We start from the raw sequence: 20,831 nt of genomic DNA on the forward strand, positions 1-20,831 counted from the left end.
TGCTTGATGAATCATCTAACGACTACACTATGTTGCGCTAAAAATGTTGAGTAAGTCTTCTTCATTTCTGCATATTTCAATGTGATAAAAATATAATCCAAATCTTACTTTATGTGGCTATTGTTGAGCTAATATTGTGATTTTAAACACAATAGATTTATTTTTTTGTTTATTATTTGCTCAATACTTAACAATCATCTACAATACTTTTGTCTTAAAAGTGTTTAAATGTCACAAATAAATAATTCTGCTCAGAGTTATTTTTAAGGTTCGTTTCAGTTTTATTCTTTTAAATCATCGTTGTAAAACCTCTGGCTCAATTCGTCTTGAAAAAGGATTTTAGTATTTCAATATTGATGTACTACGGACGAATTCAGATTTAAAACAATGATGATCGAGTATTTAAATATATGCTAAGCCGTTACTTTTCTCCTTCAGCGATGATATGCGTAACACTATTGTTTTCTTCCTTTTATAATAGTGCAATGGCAGAAGTAGACCAAGTTGCTACTGAAACTCCAATCGAGCATGAATTACCTAAAATTGATTTAAATACGCTGACAATTATTGGTTATCATGAAATTACGCCTAATCATGATGCAGTGATTCCAGATTATGCCGTGACCACGAAACAGTTTGAGCTGCATTTAGATTGGCTACAAAAAAACGGCTATAATTTTGTCAATGTAGATCAAATTATTAAAGCCAATGAAGGTAAATATAAACTGCCTACTAAACCGGTATTGTTGACTGTAGATGATGGTTATCAATCTTTTTATCAATATGCATATCCGGTCATTAAACAACGTAAAATTCCTGTTGTACTCGCTGTCGTTGGCTCATGGTTAGAACCCAAAGCCAATGAAATGGTTCAATTTGGTGATGAAAAATTAGCACGTAAAAAACTTTTGACGTGGGATGAACTTAAAACCATGCAAAAGAGTGGCTATGTTGAAATTGGTAGCCACAGTTATAATTTACATCGTGGTATTTTAGGCAATCCTCAGGGAAACTCTGAGCCAGCTGCTGTCACACGCCAATACGATCCAAAAAGTAAAACCTATGAATCTGACAAAGCCTATGCAGATCGTATTTTTAGTGATTTGAAAAAGAATAATAAAGTATTGCAATCACATGGTTTAAAAGCACCACGTGTGATGGTGTGGCCATATGGTCGTTATAATATGGAAGCGGTTGCTTTGGCTAAAAAAGTGGGTATGCCTATTACGATTAGCTTAGATGATGGTCCAGACCATATTGAAAAATCTTTAGGTCATTTGAACCGTATTCTTGTTGAAGGGAATATGACTACGGATTCTTTGGCACAAGAAATCCAAAGTCGTCAGATGAATTTTACTGACAATAACCGCCCACAAAAAGTTATGCATGTGGATTTAGATTATATTTATGATCCAGATGAAGCGCAGCAAGAGAAAAATTTAGGTCACCTATTAGACCGTATTCGTGAAATGAATGTAACCACGGTATTTCTACAGGCATTTGCTGATCCTGATGCCAATGGTTCTGCTGATATGGTGTATTTCCCAAATCGTACTCTTCCAATGCGTGCAGATTTATTCAATCGTGTTGCATGGCAGATTCAAACGCGTACTCAGGTCAGTCGTTTATATGCCTGGATGCCGTTATTGGCTTGGGACTTACCCGCTTCAAATCCTGCATCTAAAGATGTGGTGGTGACTCAGCAAGCCAAAGACAGTGATCATTTAAATATGGGATATCATCGTTTAAGCCCATATTCACCAGAAGCACGTAAAGTAATTGAAGGCTTATATCAAGATTTAGCGAAATCCACGACATTTGATGGCATCTTGTTCCATGATGATGCAACACTTTCAGATTATGAAGATGCCAGTCCAGAAGCCATCAAAGCTTATCAACAAATTGGTTTACCAGCCGATTTAGAAGAAATCCGTAATGATGATGCAAAACTGCAAAAATGGACTGATTTTAAAACCAAGACCATTGATAACTTTGCAATGGATTTGGCGCAAAAGGCACGTTATTACCAACCGTTCTTACTGACTGCACGTAACTTATATGCTCAAGTTGCACTTTCAGCATATTCGGAAAACTGGTATGCCCAGTCTTTAGAACAATCGATTAAAAATTATGACTTTACTGCAATTATGGCAATGCCTTATATGGAACAGGCGCCAGATGCAACTAAGTTTTATAAAGATTTAGTGCAAAACGTGAAGAAACAACCGAATGGGATTAAAAAGACGATTTTTGAATTACAAGCAGTGAACTGGCGTAATAATCAAAAGATTCCAACCTCGGAAATTGCTCAAACGATTCAGTCTTTGTATCAACAAGGTGTGATGCATGTGGGTTATTACCCAGATGATCCAATTGAAGATCATCCAAATACTGCAGAAATGCGTAAAGTATTTGATTCTAAACCACAACGATTGGTTCCTTAAGGTCTGATATGAGTGCATTTCAACACCTGTGGCAATCCGTATTAAACTTTATCTTCTATTATCCATTATTTATGTCGTATCTATGGATGATAGGCGCTTTAATTTTCTATTGGAAAGAACGTAAAGAGCCACCATATACTCAACCGCCAACATTGGAAGAATATCCTTTAGTTGCTGTGCTTGTGCCGTGTTTTAACGAACAAGACAATGCGGATGAGACCATTAGTCATGCATTGAAGTTGAATTATCCAAACTTTGAAGTCATTGCGATTAATGATGGGAGTTCTGACAATACTGCAGAAATCTTAAATGCGTTGGCATTGAAGTATGACAAGCTTCGCGTCGTACATTTGGCTGAAAACCAAGGTAAAGCCATGGCATTACAAGCGGGTAGTTTGCTTACCGATGCTGAGTTTTTAATTGGTATTGACGGTGATGCGTTACTTGATCCATATGCTGCACAGTGGATGATTCGTCATTTTCTCAATAATCCTACAGTTGCGGCTGTGACAGGTAATCCACGTATTCGTACTCGTTCGACTTTACTGGGACGGATTCAAGTTGGTGAATTTTCTTCAATTGTCGGTATGATTAAACGTGCACAACGTACTTTTGGTCGTTTATTTACAGTTTCTGGTGTGATTACTGCTTTTCGTAAAAGTGCTGTACATGAGGTGGGCTATTGGTCACCAAACATGTTAACTGAAGATATTGATATTACTTGGAAATTGCATCGTGCGGGTTGGGATGTAAAGTTTGAACCGAATGCCTTGGTTTGGATTTTAATGCCAGAAACCTTTGATGGTCTATGGAAACAACGCTTACGTTGGGCCATGGGTGGCGCGCAAGTTTTAATTAAGAATTTTGATGTATTATTTAAACCGAAACTGAATTTTCTATGGCCCTTGATTATTGAGTTGATCCTCACCTTAGTCTGGTCATATTTAATGCTGATTATGGTGATTTTCTGGATCTTGCACTTGCTGCTACCGTATGCAGGCTTCCCAGCAATGAGCTCCCCATTATTACCGATGGGAACAGGTATTTTACTCGGTACAACTTGTTTACTGCAGTTCGCAATCAGTAAGTGGATGGATAGTCGTTACGAATCGAGTTTAGTGAAAAACTACTATTGGATGATTTGGTATCCCTTTGTATTTTGGTTGATTACAGTAACGGCAAGTATTGTTGCATTCCCAAAAGTTCTTTTACGTGGAGAAAGTAAAAGGGCACGGTGGGTCAGCCCCGATCGTGGTATGCGACATGATGACTAACATTTTAGTCAGAATAAGTTTTGAGATATGAATATGAAAACAAACTCTTTGATTATTGATGTACGTAAGCAGTTACCGTGGCATCGTCGTTATTTCTCCACGACAATGACGGCAATGCTGTGGGCATTTTGGTTGTTGCTTTGGAGACCTATTGTCATCTTGGTGGGATATCTTTCACTTGAGAAACCACAACTGGTACATTACTTCTTTAATGCTTTTGCAAAAGCCCTAGAAAGCGGATTATTTGCGTTGATTGCTTGTGCGATTTCTTTGTGGTTATGGAGTAACTTTGTTCCAGCGAAGACCAAAAAGGAAGCAGAAGCTAAATCTACACAAGAATATGCTGACCATTTCAATTTGAATGTGGATGAACTTCTACATTCTCGTCAGCAAAAAATCGCTACAGTTCATCATGATGCTGATGGTCGCATCACATATATTGACTAATGGCTTAGTCAGCAAAAGTCCCACAGGTTGGGGCTTTTGTTTTCACAGGGAAACATAGATGTCCGCAAAAATAAACTCGGCAGAAAGTATTCGAGGTCTAGCTTGTTTAGCTGTCGTATTTTCTCATCTTGCAATGAGTTTTTTTCCATTTTTACATCATTTTGATCCTAATGAGAAAACAGATTTGGCTTGGGTGTATGCCATACATCATTTGCCTTTTGGTTTTCTCTACTCAGGTGATGCTGCTGTTTTTGTATTTTTTGTTTTAAGTGGCTTTGTGCTCAGTTATGCGATCTTAAAAAGTCCTCAACAATTTCATGCAAAGATTAAAAATATGATGATTAAACGCTATCCGCGTTTAATGATTCCAGCACTGACTTCATGCATTATTATTTGGTTGGTCTTTAAAGTCATCCATATTGATAGTAGTCATGTGGGTGCTTGGTTACATGCATTTGCGATACAAGATTTTAGTTTTAAACATGCATTATATGAAGGAACTATAGGCGCATTTTTATTCTCAGAAAGTGATATAAACTGGGTGTTATGGACGATGACGATTGAGCTTATGGGTTCATTTGCATTATTTTTTCTACTCTATTTGTACCATTATAAACATATTGCTTTTTGGCTAGGCTCACTTTTAATTCCTTGTCTTGCATTTCTTTGGCGAGGGCAAGGCTTTAGCTTTGGGATTTCCAGTTTTATTATTGGTATCTATATTTATTTGTATGCCAAACCACTTTCAAATGCTGTAGCCATTCCTATGTTATTGATTGGCCTATATTTAGCAGGTGCACATAATACCAGTGCAGCCTATAGCTGGGTTCATCATATTTTAGGGGAGAATACTTATGATTATAGTAATTTCATCGCTGGAATTTTAATTGTTTATAGTGTTTTGATGAGCCCATTATTGTCTAAAGGCTTAGATCACCCGATTTTAGTCTGGTTAGGAAAGTTATCTTTTTCCATTTATCTATTACATTTAATGATGCTGTATTTAATCTGTATTCCGTTGTTTAACTTATTTTTAAGTTGGCATTGGAGTTATTCTCTCGCAGTAATCTGCTCAGGGTTAACTGCGATTGTAGTCACCCTGATTGCTGCGAATTTTTATAGTGATTATGTCGATCAGTTGGCTATTAAGGTCAGTAATAAAATTGCCAACAAGGTTTTAAATTAGTCCTTCAAAACACGCATACAATTTGCAAATATTGTTTACAATTTAAGATGTACTGAGTTGTTTTTTAGGCATTAAAAAATTGATAATTATCGTGATTTAATCAAGTATGGGCGACTCATTTTTAGCATGGATCGCTTATATGCATCTGTTCAAATCCATTGTTATTTCATTGATCGCAATGAGCTTTCAATATACTCAAGCAGCACCATTAAATGCTCAGCAAGCATTGACCGATGCACCGCCGATGAGTTTGTTTGAATCGTGGAATACGCCCATTGAGCCCTTTAAAATTTTTAATCATGTTTATTATGTCGGTACTGAAAATTTATCTTCGGTGCTGTTTGATACAGGTGATGGTTTGGTTTTAATTGATAGTGGGATTGATCAATCGGCAGCGCAGATTAAAGCCAATATTGAAAAATTGGGTTTTAAAATCACAGATGTAAAATACCTACTCAATAGTCATGCGCGTTTAGATCAAGCTGGTGGTTTTGCCAAATTAAAACAATGGAGTGGTGCTCAATTGGTCGCAAGTGCTGCCAATGCCGAAATGCTAGAAAATGGCGGCGTGACTGATTTTGCTTTAGCTAAGCAATTGCCTTTTCCATCTGTAGCTGTAGATATCATTATCAAAGATGGGCAACAATTAAAGCTCGGTCGTCAAATCTTTACAGCACATGCGACGCCAGGCCATTTGCCAGGTGCAACCTCTTGGACGACAGATATCCGTTATTACTTTAAAAACTATAAAGTCATCTATGCTGACAGTTTATTTACGGGCGGTTATTATTTGTTAAACAATAACAATTATCCAAATCTAGTTTCAGACATACGACACACATTTAAAACTTTGGATGCAATCCATGCAGATATTTTCCTTGCCAATAAAGCGGATCGCTTCCATATGAAGCAGAAATTAGCTAAATTGAATGCGGGGGATAAAAAAGCATTTATTGATCAGACGGGTTTACAAAATTATGTAGCGAAGGGGAGTGTTGAATTTGAACAACAATTACAGCAGCAACAACGCTTAGCGCAGTTTAAAACATTACAATAATTAATTTAAAATAAAACATGCTATATGCGTTATATAGCATGTTTTATTTTAAATATTGCTATAATTCAGATAAAACTGATCATTTGTTTTTAAATGATATACAACAGATAACGACTTATCCTAAAATATAGAAAATTGAAATGAAAATACAATATATCAAACAGTTATTATTCATTTGTAGTGTCGTGATCACGTCATCTATATATGCACAAGAATTTCAACAATTGAACATTCAAATGCAGCTTTCAAAACAATGTTATCAAGATGATGAAGACATATTTTTACCTCAAACTTATCAATTACGCTCGACAAAAGTCGTATTAAAAACCTATTCCTGTATCCGTAAAAAGCAAGATCGAGAGCAATATTTTTCAGCGTATGGGATACAGTTGGGTGCTAAAAAATCATTATATTTAGTCGATCAACTGGCGGATGCAAGTGGTTATGTTGGTGTTAAATCTGAGCAAGTGGATGCAGATACGATTGTGTTTGACAATATGTATGAACGTGGCGGTGATTTAGTGATTGTGTGGATGCCAGATCTACAAAATATCTATCATGTGAAAGTTCATTATATGGCTTCAGATGAAGGTGGGGTAAAGCTGTATAGTAAAAATGATCAGATTTTTATTCAAAAAATTGATTTAAAAGCGCTTAAAGATGACCAGCCGATATATAAAAATATAGTAAAACCAATAATACTCAAAAAGGTGCCAGGCAAAGGGATCGTATTTGCTTCAGGTGATCTAAAAGCATTACAAAATTAAAATAAGAGATCTGGTTTATCTGTATAAAGAAAACAATTGTTACGTTTAAGCTGGGTATCTCTAGTGAGATAGTTATACAATTTACTGGGTAAACTATTAAAAAAACAATCAAAATACTCAGCTTTAAACTTAGCTCATGAGTCTGAACTGGGGCGTATTATATGCTTGAGATTACGCTATGTTGAAATTTATCATTGTCCTATTATTTTTGATCACGTTATATGTGTTATGGCGGTGGGTTGCTAAACAAAAAATTAATGCAGCTTTTGAAGAACAACGACAAGCATTATCTCAATTGGTTCAGAATCCTCAAGACGATAATGATTTACCTGAAAAAACCAAGCTGATTAAACAGATGATTGCAGAAGAGCGACAAAAAGCGAGTTCAACAGTAGCAACAGCACCATTAAATTCTACAGTTCAAGTAGAGCAGCCGACCGTACTTGAGGAGCAACATACCCCCGCCAAGCCGATCACTGATGAAGACCAACGGTTATTTGATGCAGCGGCGCAACTGTTTTTTGAACAAGCTTTACAGACCAAAGATTTTTCTCAAGCCGGGCATATTCAACATGATGTACTCAGTAAAATGCCGATGAATACACAAAGTCAGATCGGGTCTTTTGATTTTGGTGAATGGTCTATTTTTTGGAGTTATCATGAACAATCACTTGAATACTATGTCGGACGTTATGGGGTGTTCTATGCGCATGTTGATCATCAAGGCATAGAACATAAAGCCGAATTTAAAGATCGTTATTGATTTTCTATTAGACTGCTTAATTCTTTTAGTCGAAATGTTGTGGAATTGATTTCACAATCTAAATGTGCAAATCCTGATGCCAATCCCAAAGCACCATAAGTAAGACTTCCCATGAGTTCATTACATTGAGCATCACGATAATTGAGCCAAGCTTTTTGTGATTTTTCTAGTAATAACTTGTTGTTATCATCGTATTGCAGATAAATGCGTTGATATAGCTCAGGGTCTGTTGGCATTTCATAAACGGCTTGCGTTGTAGGTTAAAATTGAGCATGAGACGTATACGTCGTAAAGCATGAAACGAAGAGAATAGCGAGACTATTTTCAAGTTTCATAACGGAGGCTGAGATAATTTTAGCCACAACCCTGAGCAAGAACAAAGCACTGCTTTGTTTGCAGCGCAAGGCGCAGCGGGGGACTAGCGTGTTTTTTGCCGCTACGTCGTTACGAACTATTCATTTAGAATGACTAAATTTCATATTTCGTGCCTAGTGCCGCCTAAAAAACACACGTAGTCGCAAACGTAGACGAATTGTCAACAGACCCTATTATTTTCGCTTTATCTGTTTTTAATTGCTGCTGCATACATTGATAAGCTTGTCGTTGATCTTGTTGATTGCATTGTGCATAAGCTGTATTGAATAGGCTCATAAAAAGCAAAGCTAAAAAACTATATTTGATCTTTTTTATCATTTAATTTTCACCAAGAAGTTGCAAATCAGTCGAGTATTATAGGGAGAGTTGTTGAGAAATTCGCGCTTTGACTTGATTTAAATAGAACAGATCGTTATTTAGTCGATACATTAAAATCGCACCCTCATAATCGGCCACACTTATTTTTGCCAAAATTTGTGCATCGGCTTGATCCATTTTTTGTTGAAATAATTGATACAAGGCATTTTGCCAATCTTGGAAAATTTCACGGATTTTTTCCAAGACTTCTAAAGAAATATGGCTTGCCTCTAAGGACAGTATCCCCACTAAACAGCCTTTTATTTCATAACTAAAAAAATGAACAGCTTTATCATGGATGATTTGAAATTGTTGATTTGCATCCACTACAGCAAAATCTTCGAGTTTAAACAGCGATTGATTTAAATAAAGATGAGTGTGCGCTAAGATCTGCATCAATAAGGCTTGTTTGTTGGGATAATAATAATAAAACGATGCTTTACTGAGTCCACATGCTTTTGCCAACATCTCCATACTTGTTCCAGCATAACCATGTGCTTTAAATTGTAAAGCACAGGTATTTAACATATGTTCAGGCCTAAGTTTTTGTGGGCGCATAGATGACCTTGCTGCTTATGGAGTTAAAATTAATCGTGGATGAATGTTTCGAAAGTATTTAACATTTTATCCCAAATTGGCTCCGAACCTTGACGAAAATAGCCCATATGTCCAATCTGTTTTAAACCAAACTCGTCTGCGGATATGTTGATAAAGTGCATGGGCGCATTTTTGTAATGTTGCATAAAAGCATAACGAGAATTTGGCAATGCCCAATCATCATCTAAAGCGGCCACTGCATAAATCGGCGTTTTAATTTGGGCATATTGTTCATGCAAATTTTGTTGCTCAGGATCTGCAAAAAAGTAAGTGGGATTTTTGCACCATCTACGCCATTGTTGGTAGACCCCTTTAGGTAAATCTGCACCCATATTGAGTTTACTCCAAGGTAAGTAACCTGTAATCGCCACCATAGGTGGAAAGATAATGTTCCAAATTACCTGAACTTTAATTTTTTCTTTAAATGGCATATAGCCATGCCAGCCAGCACCTGTGCCAAAACAATACATTGCACTTACTTTGTCGTGATTCGGTGTTAACCCTAAGGCTTGTCCACCGTAAGAATGTCCAACTAAAAATAGGGGCGTATCTTGTTTAAAACTGTAGTCAATTGCACCTGCTAAATCTAATGTTCCCCAATCCAGATATGACATTTTAAAACCTTTTAATTGCCGTGGCGCAGATTTGGCCACGCCACGATAATCAAAAGTGAGTACCTGATAACCCAATTGTGCTGCATATTCAGAGAAGCGGCGATAAAATGCTTGTGGGACACCTGTTGCACTGGAAACAACAAGATTTGCTTTGATTGTATTGACTGGGGTGTAAAGTACGCCAGCCAGTACATAACCATCCAATGCCTTAAAGCTGATGGCTTGGCTTGTAAAACTATTGCCATTCAAGTGTTTGATTTCAGTTGAATACTTTAAATTTTGCATGATTGTTCCCACAGTTATTAGGTTATCGCCGTATATCGCTATGATTGGTTTACTTGCCTTTAAACTGTGGTGCTCGACGTTCGATCATTGCTCTCACACCTTCTTGCGCATCTTCAGAGGCGAGTAAAGGGCTAAGTAGATTTTGTAGGTTTGCAAATGCGCCTTCAGGACTTTGTAAAAAGGCTTGATGTGCCGAATGGAGTGCCGCTTGGACGGCAAGTGGTGCCGCATTGGCAATACGTTCAGCCAGCTCTATGGCACGCGTTAACTGTTGGTTATCCTCAACAACCTCAGTGACTAAGTTCATTTCATAGGCTGTTTGTGCATAAAATAAATCACCAGTTAACACATATTTCATGGCTTTTGCCCAGCCAGCAGCTTGGACGAAACGTACTGTTGCACCACCAAAAGGTAAGATACCGCGCTGTACTTCAATTTGGGTAAATTGAGTATTTTCATTGGCAACAACGATGTCAGAATTCAACATCAATTCAATACCAGCGGTATAACAATAGCCTTGTACCGCGGTTACCAATGGTTTTGTTCTTTGACGCCCAACAGTTCCCCAAGGATTCACAATATCATCGCTAAAATTAAATACCCCATCGGCTAGTTTTGGTTGTAATTCAACCAAGTCCAATCCTGCGGTAAAATGATCGCCATGTGCAAAGACCACCGCACAGCGTAGTTGTGGATTATTTTCATATTCAGTTAAAGCCAGTGATAGGTCGTGAATCATATGACTATCAAAAGCATTGCGTTTATCTGCACGATCTAAGCCAATTAAAAAAATATGACCACGGATTTCACGACTGACTTTTCCTTGTAGATTTGACATTTGTTGTTCTCTCATTGGTTGTTTTATAAGTTTTTAAACGATCGTTAGAAAACTGTCAATCATTTTAGAATGACTGAACCGTTTACATTGGTATAGCATATTTAAGGCGTTAAAGGATTGCTGCATTATGTATGTTATTTGGCGCTTTGGGGGAGTGCCTATACTTTTTATAAGAAATTTAACAAGACATAAAAAACTGCTCATACACTTAAATGCCCAGCTAAATTTATCACTGGGCATTTAATTTAAAGGGATTTAAACCTGAAGAGTTACTTTTTAAACTTGGTTAAAAGTTTTTGCATCGGTAATTTATCACTCGCATACCCATAAATTGCAGCAAAAGGTAAGGCTGTGCGAGCAAGATAGGCGACACGCCATAAACCACCATGATTGGCGCCTTCCATCATCAATTCTAATGGATGCCCCATCTCTGTTTCAGGATTTGCAACAGACTTAGGATTTCTTAGGTCATGAATCCAAAGCGCTGCCATAATTGAATTGGTTGTTTCAGGACGGAACGCTTCTACATCAAACAAACTCGCACCGTTGAACGCAGCTTTAAGCAACGGATTCTTGGTGACCGAATGTGTCGTCGTGGATGGTGCAATATTGATACTGACATGTTGCCCTTGATGTCGTGCTAAAGTTGCACGCCACTGTTGAATACGTTTTGCCAATGCATAATTAGGGCCTTGTTCAACCACCAGACAATCAGCAATCCCATAGAATTTACCATTGTCAGAGCGAATCAATTGTTGATCATGGTGCTTAAAGAATTGCTTTAAGGAAAGGGTTGCAATCCCTTTGCTGAGTACAGTTTCAAATTTTGATCTATATTTGAACTTTTTGTTTGAACCTTCAATCACTTCTTCAGGTACTGCATAAACATCTGTAGGCGTACACATATACATTAGTGATGAATCATTCTTGTGTTCACTAACATGGCTCATAATCGTGTCCATTGCCATCGACACACGTACATGTTTCTCACCATCCAAATAAGCAATAGAGGCCAAATCTAACTTGTGTGGATTATCACAAAGCCATTGCGTAATTTCTGGAATTTGGGTCAGTAAATTTGCCCCAAGTTTACTTTTTAATTCTTCAATATCATGGTTATTGACGATTTTTTGAAAACTAGGCGCGTACAGTGTAGCATTGCCATTTTCAATGGTTTTAAGAATTCTCTCCCAAACGCGTTCATTGGGTAGATCAACGGCAACAATATTGGCTTTCCATTTTGATAACCATGTTAATGGGCCTGCCTCTGAAGCTGCGCCAAATAAAACTAAGGTACGATCCGATAAATCAAACCATTCAGGATGTGCAATCACTTCTCTGAGGGCGTCTGCATGGCTGGCTTCAATAATGCCAGTGTCTTGCCACTTTTGAATTTGCTGATATAGCGCTTCGCCTTGTAGTTTTTGCCCGTGATAGGGTACAAACCACTCCACCTCAGCATCTGAATGACCTTTAAAACTAACGCTTTGAATCTTGTCTAGTACTGGAACTGTACCAATATCTTTTAAAGAATAGCGTTGTCCATCTCTAAAGAAATCAAAGCTATGTTGGGCTTTGTGTAAGCCTTGTTTGGCAATAGTGATGGCGTTATGACTTGAACGAATGCCATGTTCAACCAATGCCTTAAAATAAACTGGATAATTTTTACGCCAGTTTTTTTCATCTAAAGCTTGCTGTGCGCTGAGATGATCAACCAAGGAAAGTGCTTCTGCAATGATTTCTTTACCGACTTGCGAGCTGCTACTTTTTTGAGTCTTTGGATGAACTGGAAACTGTAAACCATCAATTGAACTGGACATGCAAAATATCTCGTTTTATTTCATCATTAATATACAGATGTATACATTATCCATGCCATATTCAATATTTGGGTGGCATTTTCTGACAAAATTCAGATAAATTGGTCGTATAAATTGAATAAATCAGTGCGAAAAATGTCTTAAATTAAACTTAGTATTTCATTTATAAAAATTTTCATTAGTGTCATTTTATGCGTTTTAAAGCGCGATTTGTTGATAAGCTAAAATGCAGTAAATATCTATTTGTGTATGATTTATATTCACTTATTACACGAATATTTTAAGTTGAAATTTGCGTAGATTATATTTTTTACATCTTTTTAAGTTAATTCCGACAATTTTAGTTGATTTTCACTCATTCAGCCTCATCTTCAGTTAAAATACCGACTTCAGCTTGAGGATAGAGTTATGTCGACTGAGAACACCAATACTGCGGTTGCAGAAGAAATTCCAAATTTATTGATTACTCCCAATGCGCAAGAGTATTTAAAAGATCTTTTGGAGAAGCAAAATACTCCAGGAATTGGCGTTCGTGTATTTGTTGAAAATCCAGGTACTCCACGTGCTGAATGTTGTATGGCATACAGTGCACCTGATGAAATTGCTCCAACAGATTACAAACAAGATTATCCTGATTTTCCTGCATTTATTGATACACCGTCGATTCCATATCTGAAAGATGCTGTAATTGATTACAACAAAGACCGTTTTGGTGGGCAGCTTACTTTCCGTGCACCTAACTCGAAAGTACCACGTGTTGGTCCAGATGCGTCTATGGAAGAGCGAATTACTTATATTCTTCAGGCAGAGATCAATCCTGGATTGGCAGGGCATGGCGGAAACTGTGCACTGGTAGAAGTGGTTGAAGATGAAGAACATGGTTTAACTGCGGTATTAAAATTCGGTGGTGGCTGTCAAGGCTGTTCTGCGATCGATGTAACGTTAAAACAAGGTGTAGAAACTACGCTTAAAGAGCATATTCCTGAACTCGGGCGTGTGGTCGATCAGACTGACCATAGTCAAGCAGAAGGCGCTTATTTCAAATAATCTGTATATCAATGTAGATATTTGACTGTTCTTTAAAACCTCCGAATTTCGGAGGTTTTTTTATGGATAATGCATAGCTAAATTTAACTTTTGTATTTTTTAAATCTTAATAAGCTTAAATGAATCTTAAAAAACAGAATAAAAACTTAAAGATATGCCTAGAAATGTCCAAATATTAACCGAATGGTTAATAAAAATGAGAATAGTTATTAATATTGTTTATAATGCTGTGGTGTTTTTATTACACATTGTATCTAAACCTTCATTGTCTATTCATTCTTAGCCTCTTTGGAATACCTTATGTCAACTAACCGTATCATCCAATCTGCGTTATCTCTCTCCATTATCACCGTTATGATGGGAACTGCCTATGCCGCAGAATCACAAGAACCTTCTAATAAAACTAATTCTCAGTCTACAGAGTCAACCAAATTAGAAACGATTGTTGTGACAGCAAGTGGTTTTGAGCAAGAGGTGAAACAAGCTGCAGCATCTATTTCAGTTTTAACGCAAGAAGACATTAATAAAAAAGCGTATAGAGATATAACCGATGCACTTAAAGATGTTCCTGGTGTAGTCGTAACAGGTGGTGGAAGTTCAAGTGATATTAGTATCCGTGGTATGGGTAGTGCCTATACGGTTTTTTTGATTGATGGTAAAAAGGTCAATACACGTTCAGTTCGACCAAATAGTGATAACTCGGGTATCGAGCAAGGTTGGATGCCAAGTATTGAAAGTATTGAACGTATAGAAGTGATTCGTGGCCCGATGTCTGGTTTATATGGTTCAGATGCCATGGGCGGTGTGATTAATATTATTACCAAAAAAGTCGCAGATACTTGGACTAGTTCGGTTAAATTGGATACGACACTACAAGAAAATAGAGATTCTGGAGATATTCACCAAGCAAACCTATATGTTTCAGGTCCTCTAATCCGTAATTTACTTGGCTTAAAGGCGAATGGAACATTCTCACAACGCAATGAAGATGACATCATTGGTGGCTATAATAAGCAACGTATACGTGCGGGTGGCGCAACACTGAGCTTGACGCCAAGTTCTGAACATACCATTGATTTAGAATATCAGCGATCAATTCAAAACCGTGATCAGACGGTAGGTAAAACAATCGCCAATGTACCTGGTCGAAATGGCAGTCCCCCGACCAATTCATATACTGATTATTATCGTACTGAATATAGTTTGACTCATCGTGGCGAAATTGGCGATTTAAAGACACATTCTTATATTCAACGTGAGGAAAATGAAAATCCATCCCGTAGCATGGAAGCAATCAATACAACGTTTAATACTTTGAACCAAATCAATTTAGGTTCTCATGCTTTGAGCTTCGGGGGAAGTTATTTAAAAGAAGAGCTTGAGGATTTTGGCAATCAGTTAGTTATTGGTGGATCAAAATTAACAAACTTAGATCGCTATAGCTGGGCATTATTTGCTGAAGATGCGTGGAATATTGTAGAGCCATTCACGGTAACTGCTTCATTACGCTATGACAAAGATGAAAAATTTGGTGATCATTTTAGCCCGAAAGTCTATGGTGTTTGGACCTTGAATGATAACTGGATTGTTAAAGGTGGGGTATCAACAGGTTATAAAACTCCGGCATTACGTGCCACTGTTGCAGGGTGGGGACAGGCAACAGGTGGTGGTCAGTCAAGTGGTATGATTGTGGGTAATCCAGATTTAAAACCAGAAACCAGTATCAATTATGAAGCATCGATTAACTGGGATAATAATGACAATTTAGATGCTGGTTTTACCGTATTTAATAGTGAATTTAAAGATAAAATTACTGAAATTCGCACCTGCCAAGGAGACTCTGGAACTATGGGATGTTCTTGGTTAGGTCAACAATTCGATTTTGTCAGTCAACGTATCAATGTCGATAAAGCAAATATGCGTGGTATAGAGGCGACTCTGGGTTGGGCAATCACGCCAGATGTTCGTTGGGCAACAAATTATACATTTACGGATACTGAACAAAAGAGTGGTGCATTTAAAGGTAAGCCATTAAATGAAATGCCGAAACATATGTTTAATACCACATTCGATTGGCAAACAAATGATCAAGTTGGAATGTGGAGCCGATTAAATGTAAGAAGTAAAACTTCTGACTATTTAAGCCGTACATCGATGGGGAAAGGTAGACCAGCGTATGCAATGATTGATGTTGGTCTAAACTATAAACCTTCCAATGTGTTGCAGTTCAATGCTGGTATTTATAACTTATTTGATAAAAGCATAGATACTGCGACTTATAATTATGTACTGGATGGCCGCCGTTACAATTTGGGTTTAATTTATAAGTTCTAAAGCTCAATTAAATTGCATTAAATTTGTTTAATCATGAAAAAGGCGCTTTATGCGCCTTTTTCAATATTGAGAATCTTTAAAGTTTCATCTGAATAATAAAATTTTTCCAGATAGATCCGTGCACGACTCTTTAAGTGTTGAGAAGCAACCATTTGTTGAATAACAGGTTCAAGTAACTGTTGTAATTGATTTTGAATCAACGCTTCATCAATATTGATATCACTTAAAATTAAATCAAAAGGGCGTTCTGCATTACGTACATACCAAGTCAGTACGCCATCATGCACTTGTTTCTTTAAATAATCTGTTTGGCGAATATGTTCCCATATTTCATGCCCCATACCTACAGTTTTAGGTAAGTCGTTAATTTCAACATAATTACGCAATACAGCAATCGGTACTTTTTTAATTTTATGCCATAAATTGGCTTGAAAATGATAAAGCTTATTGTCATCAAATTGTTGATTAATGACTTGTTCACTCAACTGGCTAATTTTAATAATATTTTTTTGCAGATAATGCTTAACCGTATCATCTAAATTAGTGTCGGTAACCGATTCTAAAACTGATTTCCCCATCTTCATAAAACGTCCCACACCAGGAACTTTTTTATTCATGACCGAATTATCAATATAGTCTTGAATAGAATGATGGATCAATTGGGTTAACATGCTTGAAAAGGCAGGATTATTGACAACACGTTTGATCAAAGCTTGGCGATGACCTGATTTGCTTGCGACATATTGTGCGATTTTATCAATCGTGGTGACTGGAATAATATCCTCAATTAACGCTTCATCATTACTTGGATGAATCAATGCAAAACGAATATGCTCAGCGATTTGCTCAATGAGAAAGTTGTTTGCAGGTGTCGCTAAAATTTGCTTTGACAATAAATCATGAATTTGTGCAAAAGACCAAATTTGTTTTAAAGGCTGTTTTCTAAACCAATGATAAAATTCAGTAAACTCAATTTTAATCGTATCAGCCTGTGAAAATTCTTGATCTAAAAAGCCAAGTTGGGCTTCGATCAATTGTTCAATGAGTTGATTTTTCATTTTTTGAACTCAATTTGTCCATGTGTTTGATCTGACAATGGGTTTTGCAAAGGCTGTACTTTATTTAAAAAGCTTAAATAGTGGTCTGCAACACGTTCAGGTGCTTCAAGTAATGGCATGTGCCCAACACGTTGTAGAATAATCGGTGTTTCAGGGCGTTTTAATACTGATTTTAATTCATTTGCAACATCGGCATTTACAATCTGATCTTGTTCACCCCAAAGAATCATGGTGGGCGCTTCAATGTTTTTTAACATCGTGGTAAAGGTTGAAGGGGTGTAGAGTCGATTGAGTGCGTCAATTTGATTGATGATTTTGGCTGTGTCTTGAGATTTAGCAATGAACAATTTTTCTTGTTCATCTTTAATCACACGTGCAGTAAAAGGTGGATTAAACATCACCTTTTTCATGACAAAATCCAAATCACCTTTTTGTGTGATTAATAATTGTTTGAGATAGATCGGATTTCTTAAATAATTGGTATTTGTTGATTTAAAAATACCCCCAGTACTCATTAAGAATAAGCTTTTCGTATCAAATGGATATTGTGATGCATAAAACATTGCAATGGTTCCCCCCAATGAATGTCCTGCAATATTTAAATTATCCTGGATATGTGCAGCTTCAATAAAGCGTCTAAGTTGCTCAGTTACATTCGGTACAGATAAATCAAAATTGGCTGGAACTTGGGTACTTCCTGCTGAAGGCAAGTCTGGAATAATCACATGGTAATATGGGGTCAATGACTGCGCAATATCATTCCATGTATCACGGCTGCTGGCTAAACCATGAATCAGTAAAACTGTTGGCTTATCTTTAGAACCACCTTCACTATAAGACCAAATAACATCACCCACACGCAATGTTTTAGACGTTAATCCTGCCCAAGCACGTTCTTCTTGTACAATTTTTAAATAATCCACATATTCTGGTGTGCCAGCAGTTGCATGGTTATGACTACCTAAAAACAATACACCGATCGCAGTCAAACTTAACAATATGCTGTTTAAAAAATGAAGAATTTTTTTATGGGCCAGTTCAGACATGCAGAGGGTTCCGAGTAAAAGACTAGGCATTATATAAAGTAAAAATATTATTCATGATCATAATTTTTTCAACATTTGCCGAGAAAGTCTTATTTGTAAGTTTTTTGCCATAGTTTCAGTGTCCAACTCAACTAATATAGAGATTATTTTGTATTTTAGTTAAATAATTTTAATTAAACTGTGAATTATGTCTATGTATTTTTGAAATTCAGCCCCATATCCTCTACATAACAAAAATTGTAACAGAGTTTATTTTTAGTCAGTGACTTTCACATTTTGCGGCATTAAAATAATCACACTCTCCACACAATGGAACAAAGGACATGCTAACTGCTCAAGAAGCTTTAGAACGATTAAAACAGGGTAATGAACGTTTTGCACATGGTGAAACCAATCTGACTAAATTTTTGACGCATCAGCAACGATCTGAAATGATGGACAGCCAAGAGCCATTTGCCATTATTTTAGGTTGTTCAGACTCTCGTGTTCCAGCAGAAATGGTTTTTGACCAAGGTTTCGGTGATTTATTTGTGATTCGTGTTGCAGGTAATATTGTCGCGCCGTCACAAGTGGGCAGTGTGGAATTTGCCGCAGATAGTTTTGGCTGTCCATTGGTTGTTGTTTTAGGGCATAGCCATTGTGGTGCGATTCATTCAACGATTGAAGCGCTGAAGAATCCAAATACACCACCTTCTGCAAATCTTATGTCAATTGTAAACCGTGTTCGTCCCTCAGTTGAAATTCTAATGCAAACTGAATTGAAAGATGACTTAGAAAAGCTATCAATGCATGCCGTGAAATCAAATGTTTTTGCTTCAGTTAATCAATTACGCCATGGTTCAGCCGTATTAGAAAACTTAATTGCCAAAGGTAAATTAAAAGTCGTTGGTGCTGAATATTCTTTGGAAACGGGCGAAGTTTCTTTTTATGATTTTTAATGTTTGAAATTGCCATCATAAAAAATCCCACTTAAAGTGGGATTTTTTTATCGGTATAGACTCTTAGAATCTATAACCAATTTTTAAACCATAAGCGATTGCATTGTTATCTTTAAACTCTGCAACATAAGTATCGCCACCTGATTGAGCACCTGTTTGTGCTTTTGCATCACCTAACCAGAAGTATTTAACACCACCAGCGATGAACGTTGCAGGCGTAGGGCTATATTGAACACCTAAACCTAGATTCCAATAACCTTCTGTAGGGCCTAAAGTTGAAACTGGGTTACCCGCGCCAGAGTCCCAACCTACTGCAACAGTTCCTGACCATAGGTCATTAATTTTACGACCAACACCCGCAGTCACACTATATTGATCATCAGAATATTCAACCAAGTTAAATCCATTTGGACGGTTAACTAGACCACCGATTGCTTGAGAAACTTTACCAAATTTTAACGGTTGGATTGAAAAATCTTTCCAATTTACCCAACGCAGGTTTGCGAAAGCAATGGTATTTGCCATGATTCCTGTTTGTAAATCGATGTTAACAGACTGTGGTGTCGTAATTGTCGTTTTACCATTGGCAGCAGCAATTGCTTTTGCCGCAGCAGTTCCAGTATCACCGAGTAAAGCTAATGCACCAAGCGTAGGAATCGATTCATTGATATTCACATCATGATCGATTTCAGAACGATAAGTTACCGATGCTTTTAATGCGATATCTGGAATCTGATATGCAGCACCTGCTAACCAACCCACACCGCCAGTCTCTTTGATGTTTGCATCATAGCCATTATATAAACTATATGCTTGACCACGTAGACTAACATTCCCTTTAATTGTTTGGTAAACACCACCACCATAGAAGTTTAAGTTTGCAATCGGTTGAAAACCAAAAATCATTGAAATATTTTGGGTATCTACTTTAACTTTGGTGTTGCCCTTACCTAGTGTACTATTCGCTCCTGCAATACCTTGATCCACAGCTTGTGTTACACCAGTTGTGATCAAAGCCATTGCACCAGCATTTCCTCTAATTTGTGTTGCAATCTGATCAATTACTGCTTGAGGGGGGGTTGGGGAACCTGTTGCAGCAATTGCTTGTTGTGTAGCTCGGGCAACAACTTGCTCATTTACATTCTTTGTAATTGTAGTTGCACGAAGTGCTGTTAATCTATCCTGAGGTAATACAGTATCGTGATCAGACGAAACGAAAGCATTTTCACCTGAATATGCAGCATCTGCCCCAAATGGTTTGTCATATAAAAGACCAAATGAGACTTGATCAGTCAGTTGTAATTTAATCGCAGCAGATGGAAAATAATAATCATCTCCCATATCACTAATTTCACGATATGGTTTAGGCGTATCTCCAGCTTCTCGACCTTCAACAGTTGGATCTAAAACTGAAATACCAGCTTCAAAATAATTATTAGGTTGAAGGAATGCCGAAATTGATTGGCCTGAGCGATCCATTGCTGCGGCAAAAACACCAGTCATTGGCAAACTTGCAGCAATTATCGCGATTGATAAATGTTTTAATTTCATTTTAATTTTTCCCTAATATAATAAAATGAATAC

At 37.1% G+C, this 20,831-nt stretch carries 18 protein-coding genes; 10 read left to right on the forward strand and 8 right to left on the reverse strand.

The annotated features are described in order from the left end of the window. The first annotated feature begins 410 nt into the window (after positions 1 to 410). The 7 genes from pgaB to FHR28_RS18390 all read left to right on the forward strand — a co-directional run bounded on the left by pgaB (position 411) and on the right by FHR28_RS18390 (position 7,938). Positions 411 to 2,444: a poly-beta-1,6-N-acetyl-D-glucosamine N-deacetylase PgaB gene (gene pgaB / locus FHR28_RS18360; RefSeq protein ID WP_105713207.1), complete on the forward strand. Its 2,034-nt coding sequence runs from the start codon at positions 411 to 413 to the stop codon at positions 2,442 to 2,444. Between the two features lie 8 nt (positions 2,445 to 2,452). Beyond that, positions 2,453 to 3,718 carry a poly-beta-1,6-N-acetyl-D-glucosamine synthase gene (gene pgaC, locus FHR28_RS18365; protein ID WP_004722670.1) on the forward strand — a complete coding sequence of 422 codons (1,266 nt, stop codon included), beginning with the start codon at positions 2,453 to 2,455 and terminating at the stop codon, positions 3,716 to 3,718. A 33-nt stretch (positions 3,719 to 3,751) separates the two neighbouring features. Continuing rightward, a complete protein-coding gene (pgaD, locus tag FHR28_RS18370; RefSeq protein WP_004722669.1) occupies positions 3,752 to 4,165 on the forward strand; it encodes a poly-beta-1,6-N-acetyl-D-glucosamine biosynthesis protein PgaD in 414 nt (137 codons plus the stop codon). A 58-nt stretch (positions 4,166 to 4,223) separates the two neighbouring features. Further along, positions 4,224 to 5,351 carry an acyltransferase family protein gene (locus FHR28_RS18375; protein ID WP_105713206.1) on the forward strand — a complete coding sequence of 376 codons (1,128 nt, stop codon included), beginning with the start codon at positions 4,224 to 4,226 and terminating at the stop codon, positions 5,349 to 5,351. A gap of 139 nt (positions 5,352 to 5,490) precedes the next feature. Beyond that, entirely contained in the window at positions 5,491 to 6,408 is a 918-nt protein-coding gene (locus FHR28_RS18380) for an HARLDQ motif MBL-fold protein (RefSeq protein WP_105713399.1), read from the forward strand. A gap of 140 nt (positions 6,409 to 6,548) precedes the next feature. Further along, positions 6,549 to 7,175 carry a hypothetical protein gene (locus FHR28_RS18385; protein WP_166783238.1) on the forward strand — a complete coding sequence of 209 codons (627 nt, stop codon included), beginning with the start codon at positions 6,549 to 6,551 and terminating at the stop codon, positions 7,173 to 7,175. 178 nt (positions 7,176 to 7,353) lie between these two features. After that, entirely contained in the window at positions 7,354 to 7,938 is a 585-nt protein-coding gene (locus FHR28_RS18390; RefSeq protein WP_166783239.1) for a hypothetical protein, read from the forward strand. On the opposite strand, the gene FHR28_RS18395 is transcribed toward FHR28_RS18390, so the two are convergent. From FHR28_RS18395 to FHR28_RS18415, 5 genes are all read right to left on the reverse strand, one after another. Further along, complete coding sequence (locus FHR28_RS18395; RefSeq protein WP_216076340.1) at positions 7,932 to 8,174, reverse strand: lysozyme inhibitor LprI family protein; 243 nt, start codon at positions 8,172 to 8,174, stop codon at positions 7,932 to 7,934. The two genes, FHR28_RS18390 and FHR28_RS18395, sit on opposite strands and share 7 nt — an antisense overlap. 493 nt (positions 8,175 to 8,667) lie before the next feature. Further along, the gene (locus FHR28_RS18400) at positions 8,668 to 9,228 is read right to left on the reverse strand and encodes a TetR/AcrR family transcriptional regulator (RefSeq protein WP_004722653.1); all 561 of its coding nucleotides are present in this window, start codon (positions 9,226 to 9,228) and stop codon (positions 8,668 to 8,670) included. A gap of 29 nt (positions 9,229 to 9,257) precedes the next feature. Beyond that, on the reverse strand, positions 9,258 to 10,166 hold the full coding sequence (locus FHR28_RS18405) for an alpha/beta fold hydrolase (RefSeq protein WP_166783240.1): 909 nt from the start codon (positions 10,164 to 10,166) through the stop codon (positions 9,258 to 9,260). Between the two features lie 49 nt (positions 10,167 to 10,215). Then, positions 10,216 to 11,004, reverse strand: a complete 789-nt coding sequence (locus FHR28_RS18410) for a crotonase/enoyl-CoA hydratase family protein (RefSeq protein ID WP_166783241.1) — start codon at positions 11,002 to 11,004, stop codon at positions 10,216 to 10,218. A 269-nt stretch (positions 11,005 to 11,273) separates the two neighbouring features. Further along, a complete protein-coding gene (locus FHR28_RS18415) occupies positions 11,274 to 12,824 on the reverse strand; it encodes a hypothetical protein (protein WP_004722648.1) in 1,551 nt (516 codons plus the stop codon). Positions 12,825 to 13,232: 408 nt separating this feature from the next. Between FHR28_RS18415 and nfuA the strand changes: the two genes are divergently transcribed. Further along, positions 13,233 to 13,871, forward strand: coding sequence for a Fe-S biogenesis protein NfuA (nfuA, locus tag FHR28_RS18420; protein WP_004819478.1), 639 nt, complete (start codon positions 13,233 to 13,235; stop codon positions 13,869 to 13,871). A gap of 300 nt (positions 13,872 to 14,171) precedes the next feature. Beyond that, positions 14,172 to 16,205 (forward strand): ligand-gated channel protein, encoded by a 2,034-nt coding sequence (locus FHR28_RS18425; protein ID WP_004722645.1) that lies wholly within the window; start codon positions 14,172 to 14,174, stop codon positions 16,203 to 16,205. Positions 16,206 to 16,252: 47 nt separating this feature from the next. Here the strand turns inward: FHR28_RS18425 and FHR28_RS18430 are convergent, their stop codons facing one another. Together FHR28_RS18430 and FHR28_RS18435 are read right to left on the reverse strand one after the other, a co-directional pair. Beyond that, a complete protein-coding gene (locus FHR28_RS18430; RefSeq protein WP_004722643.1) occupies positions 16,253 to 17,263 on the reverse strand; it encodes a hypothetical protein in 1,011 nt (336 codons plus the stop codon). After that, positions 17,260 to 18,309 carry an alpha/beta fold hydrolase gene (locus FHR28_RS18435; protein WP_166783242.1) on the reverse strand — a complete coding sequence of 350 codons (1,050 nt, stop codon included), beginning with the start codon at positions 18,307 to 18,309 and terminating at the stop codon, positions 17,260 to 17,262. Before FHR28_RS18435 ends, FHR28_RS18430 begins: the two co-directional genes overlap by 4 nt. Before the next feature lie 323 nt (positions 18,310 to 18,632). On the opposite strand from FHR28_RS18435, the gene FHR28_RS18440 reads away from it, so the two are divergent. Further along, positions 18,633 to 19,247 carry a carbonic anhydrase gene (locus tag FHR28_RS18440; protein WP_004722639.1) on the forward strand — a complete coding sequence of 205 codons (615 nt, stop codon included), beginning with the start codon at positions 18,633 to 18,635 and terminating at the stop codon, positions 19,245 to 19,247. Between the two features lie 63 nt (positions 19,248 to 19,310). Here the strand turns inward: FHR28_RS18440 and FHR28_RS18445 are convergent, their stop codons facing one another. Then, positions 19,311 to 20,798 (reverse strand): hypothetical protein, encoded by a 1,488-nt coding sequence (locus tag FHR28_RS18445; RefSeq protein WP_004722636.1) that lies wholly within the window; start codon positions 20,796 to 20,798, stop codon positions 19,311 to 19,313. Between the last annotated feature and the right edge of the window lie 33 nt (positions 20,799 to 20,831).

It is taken from the genome of Acinetobacter sp. BIGb0196 (genome assembly GCF_011759595.1).
GTDB lineage: Bacteria > Pseudomonadota > Gammaproteobacteria > Pseudomonadales > Moraxellaceae > Acinetobacter > Acinetobacter guillouiae.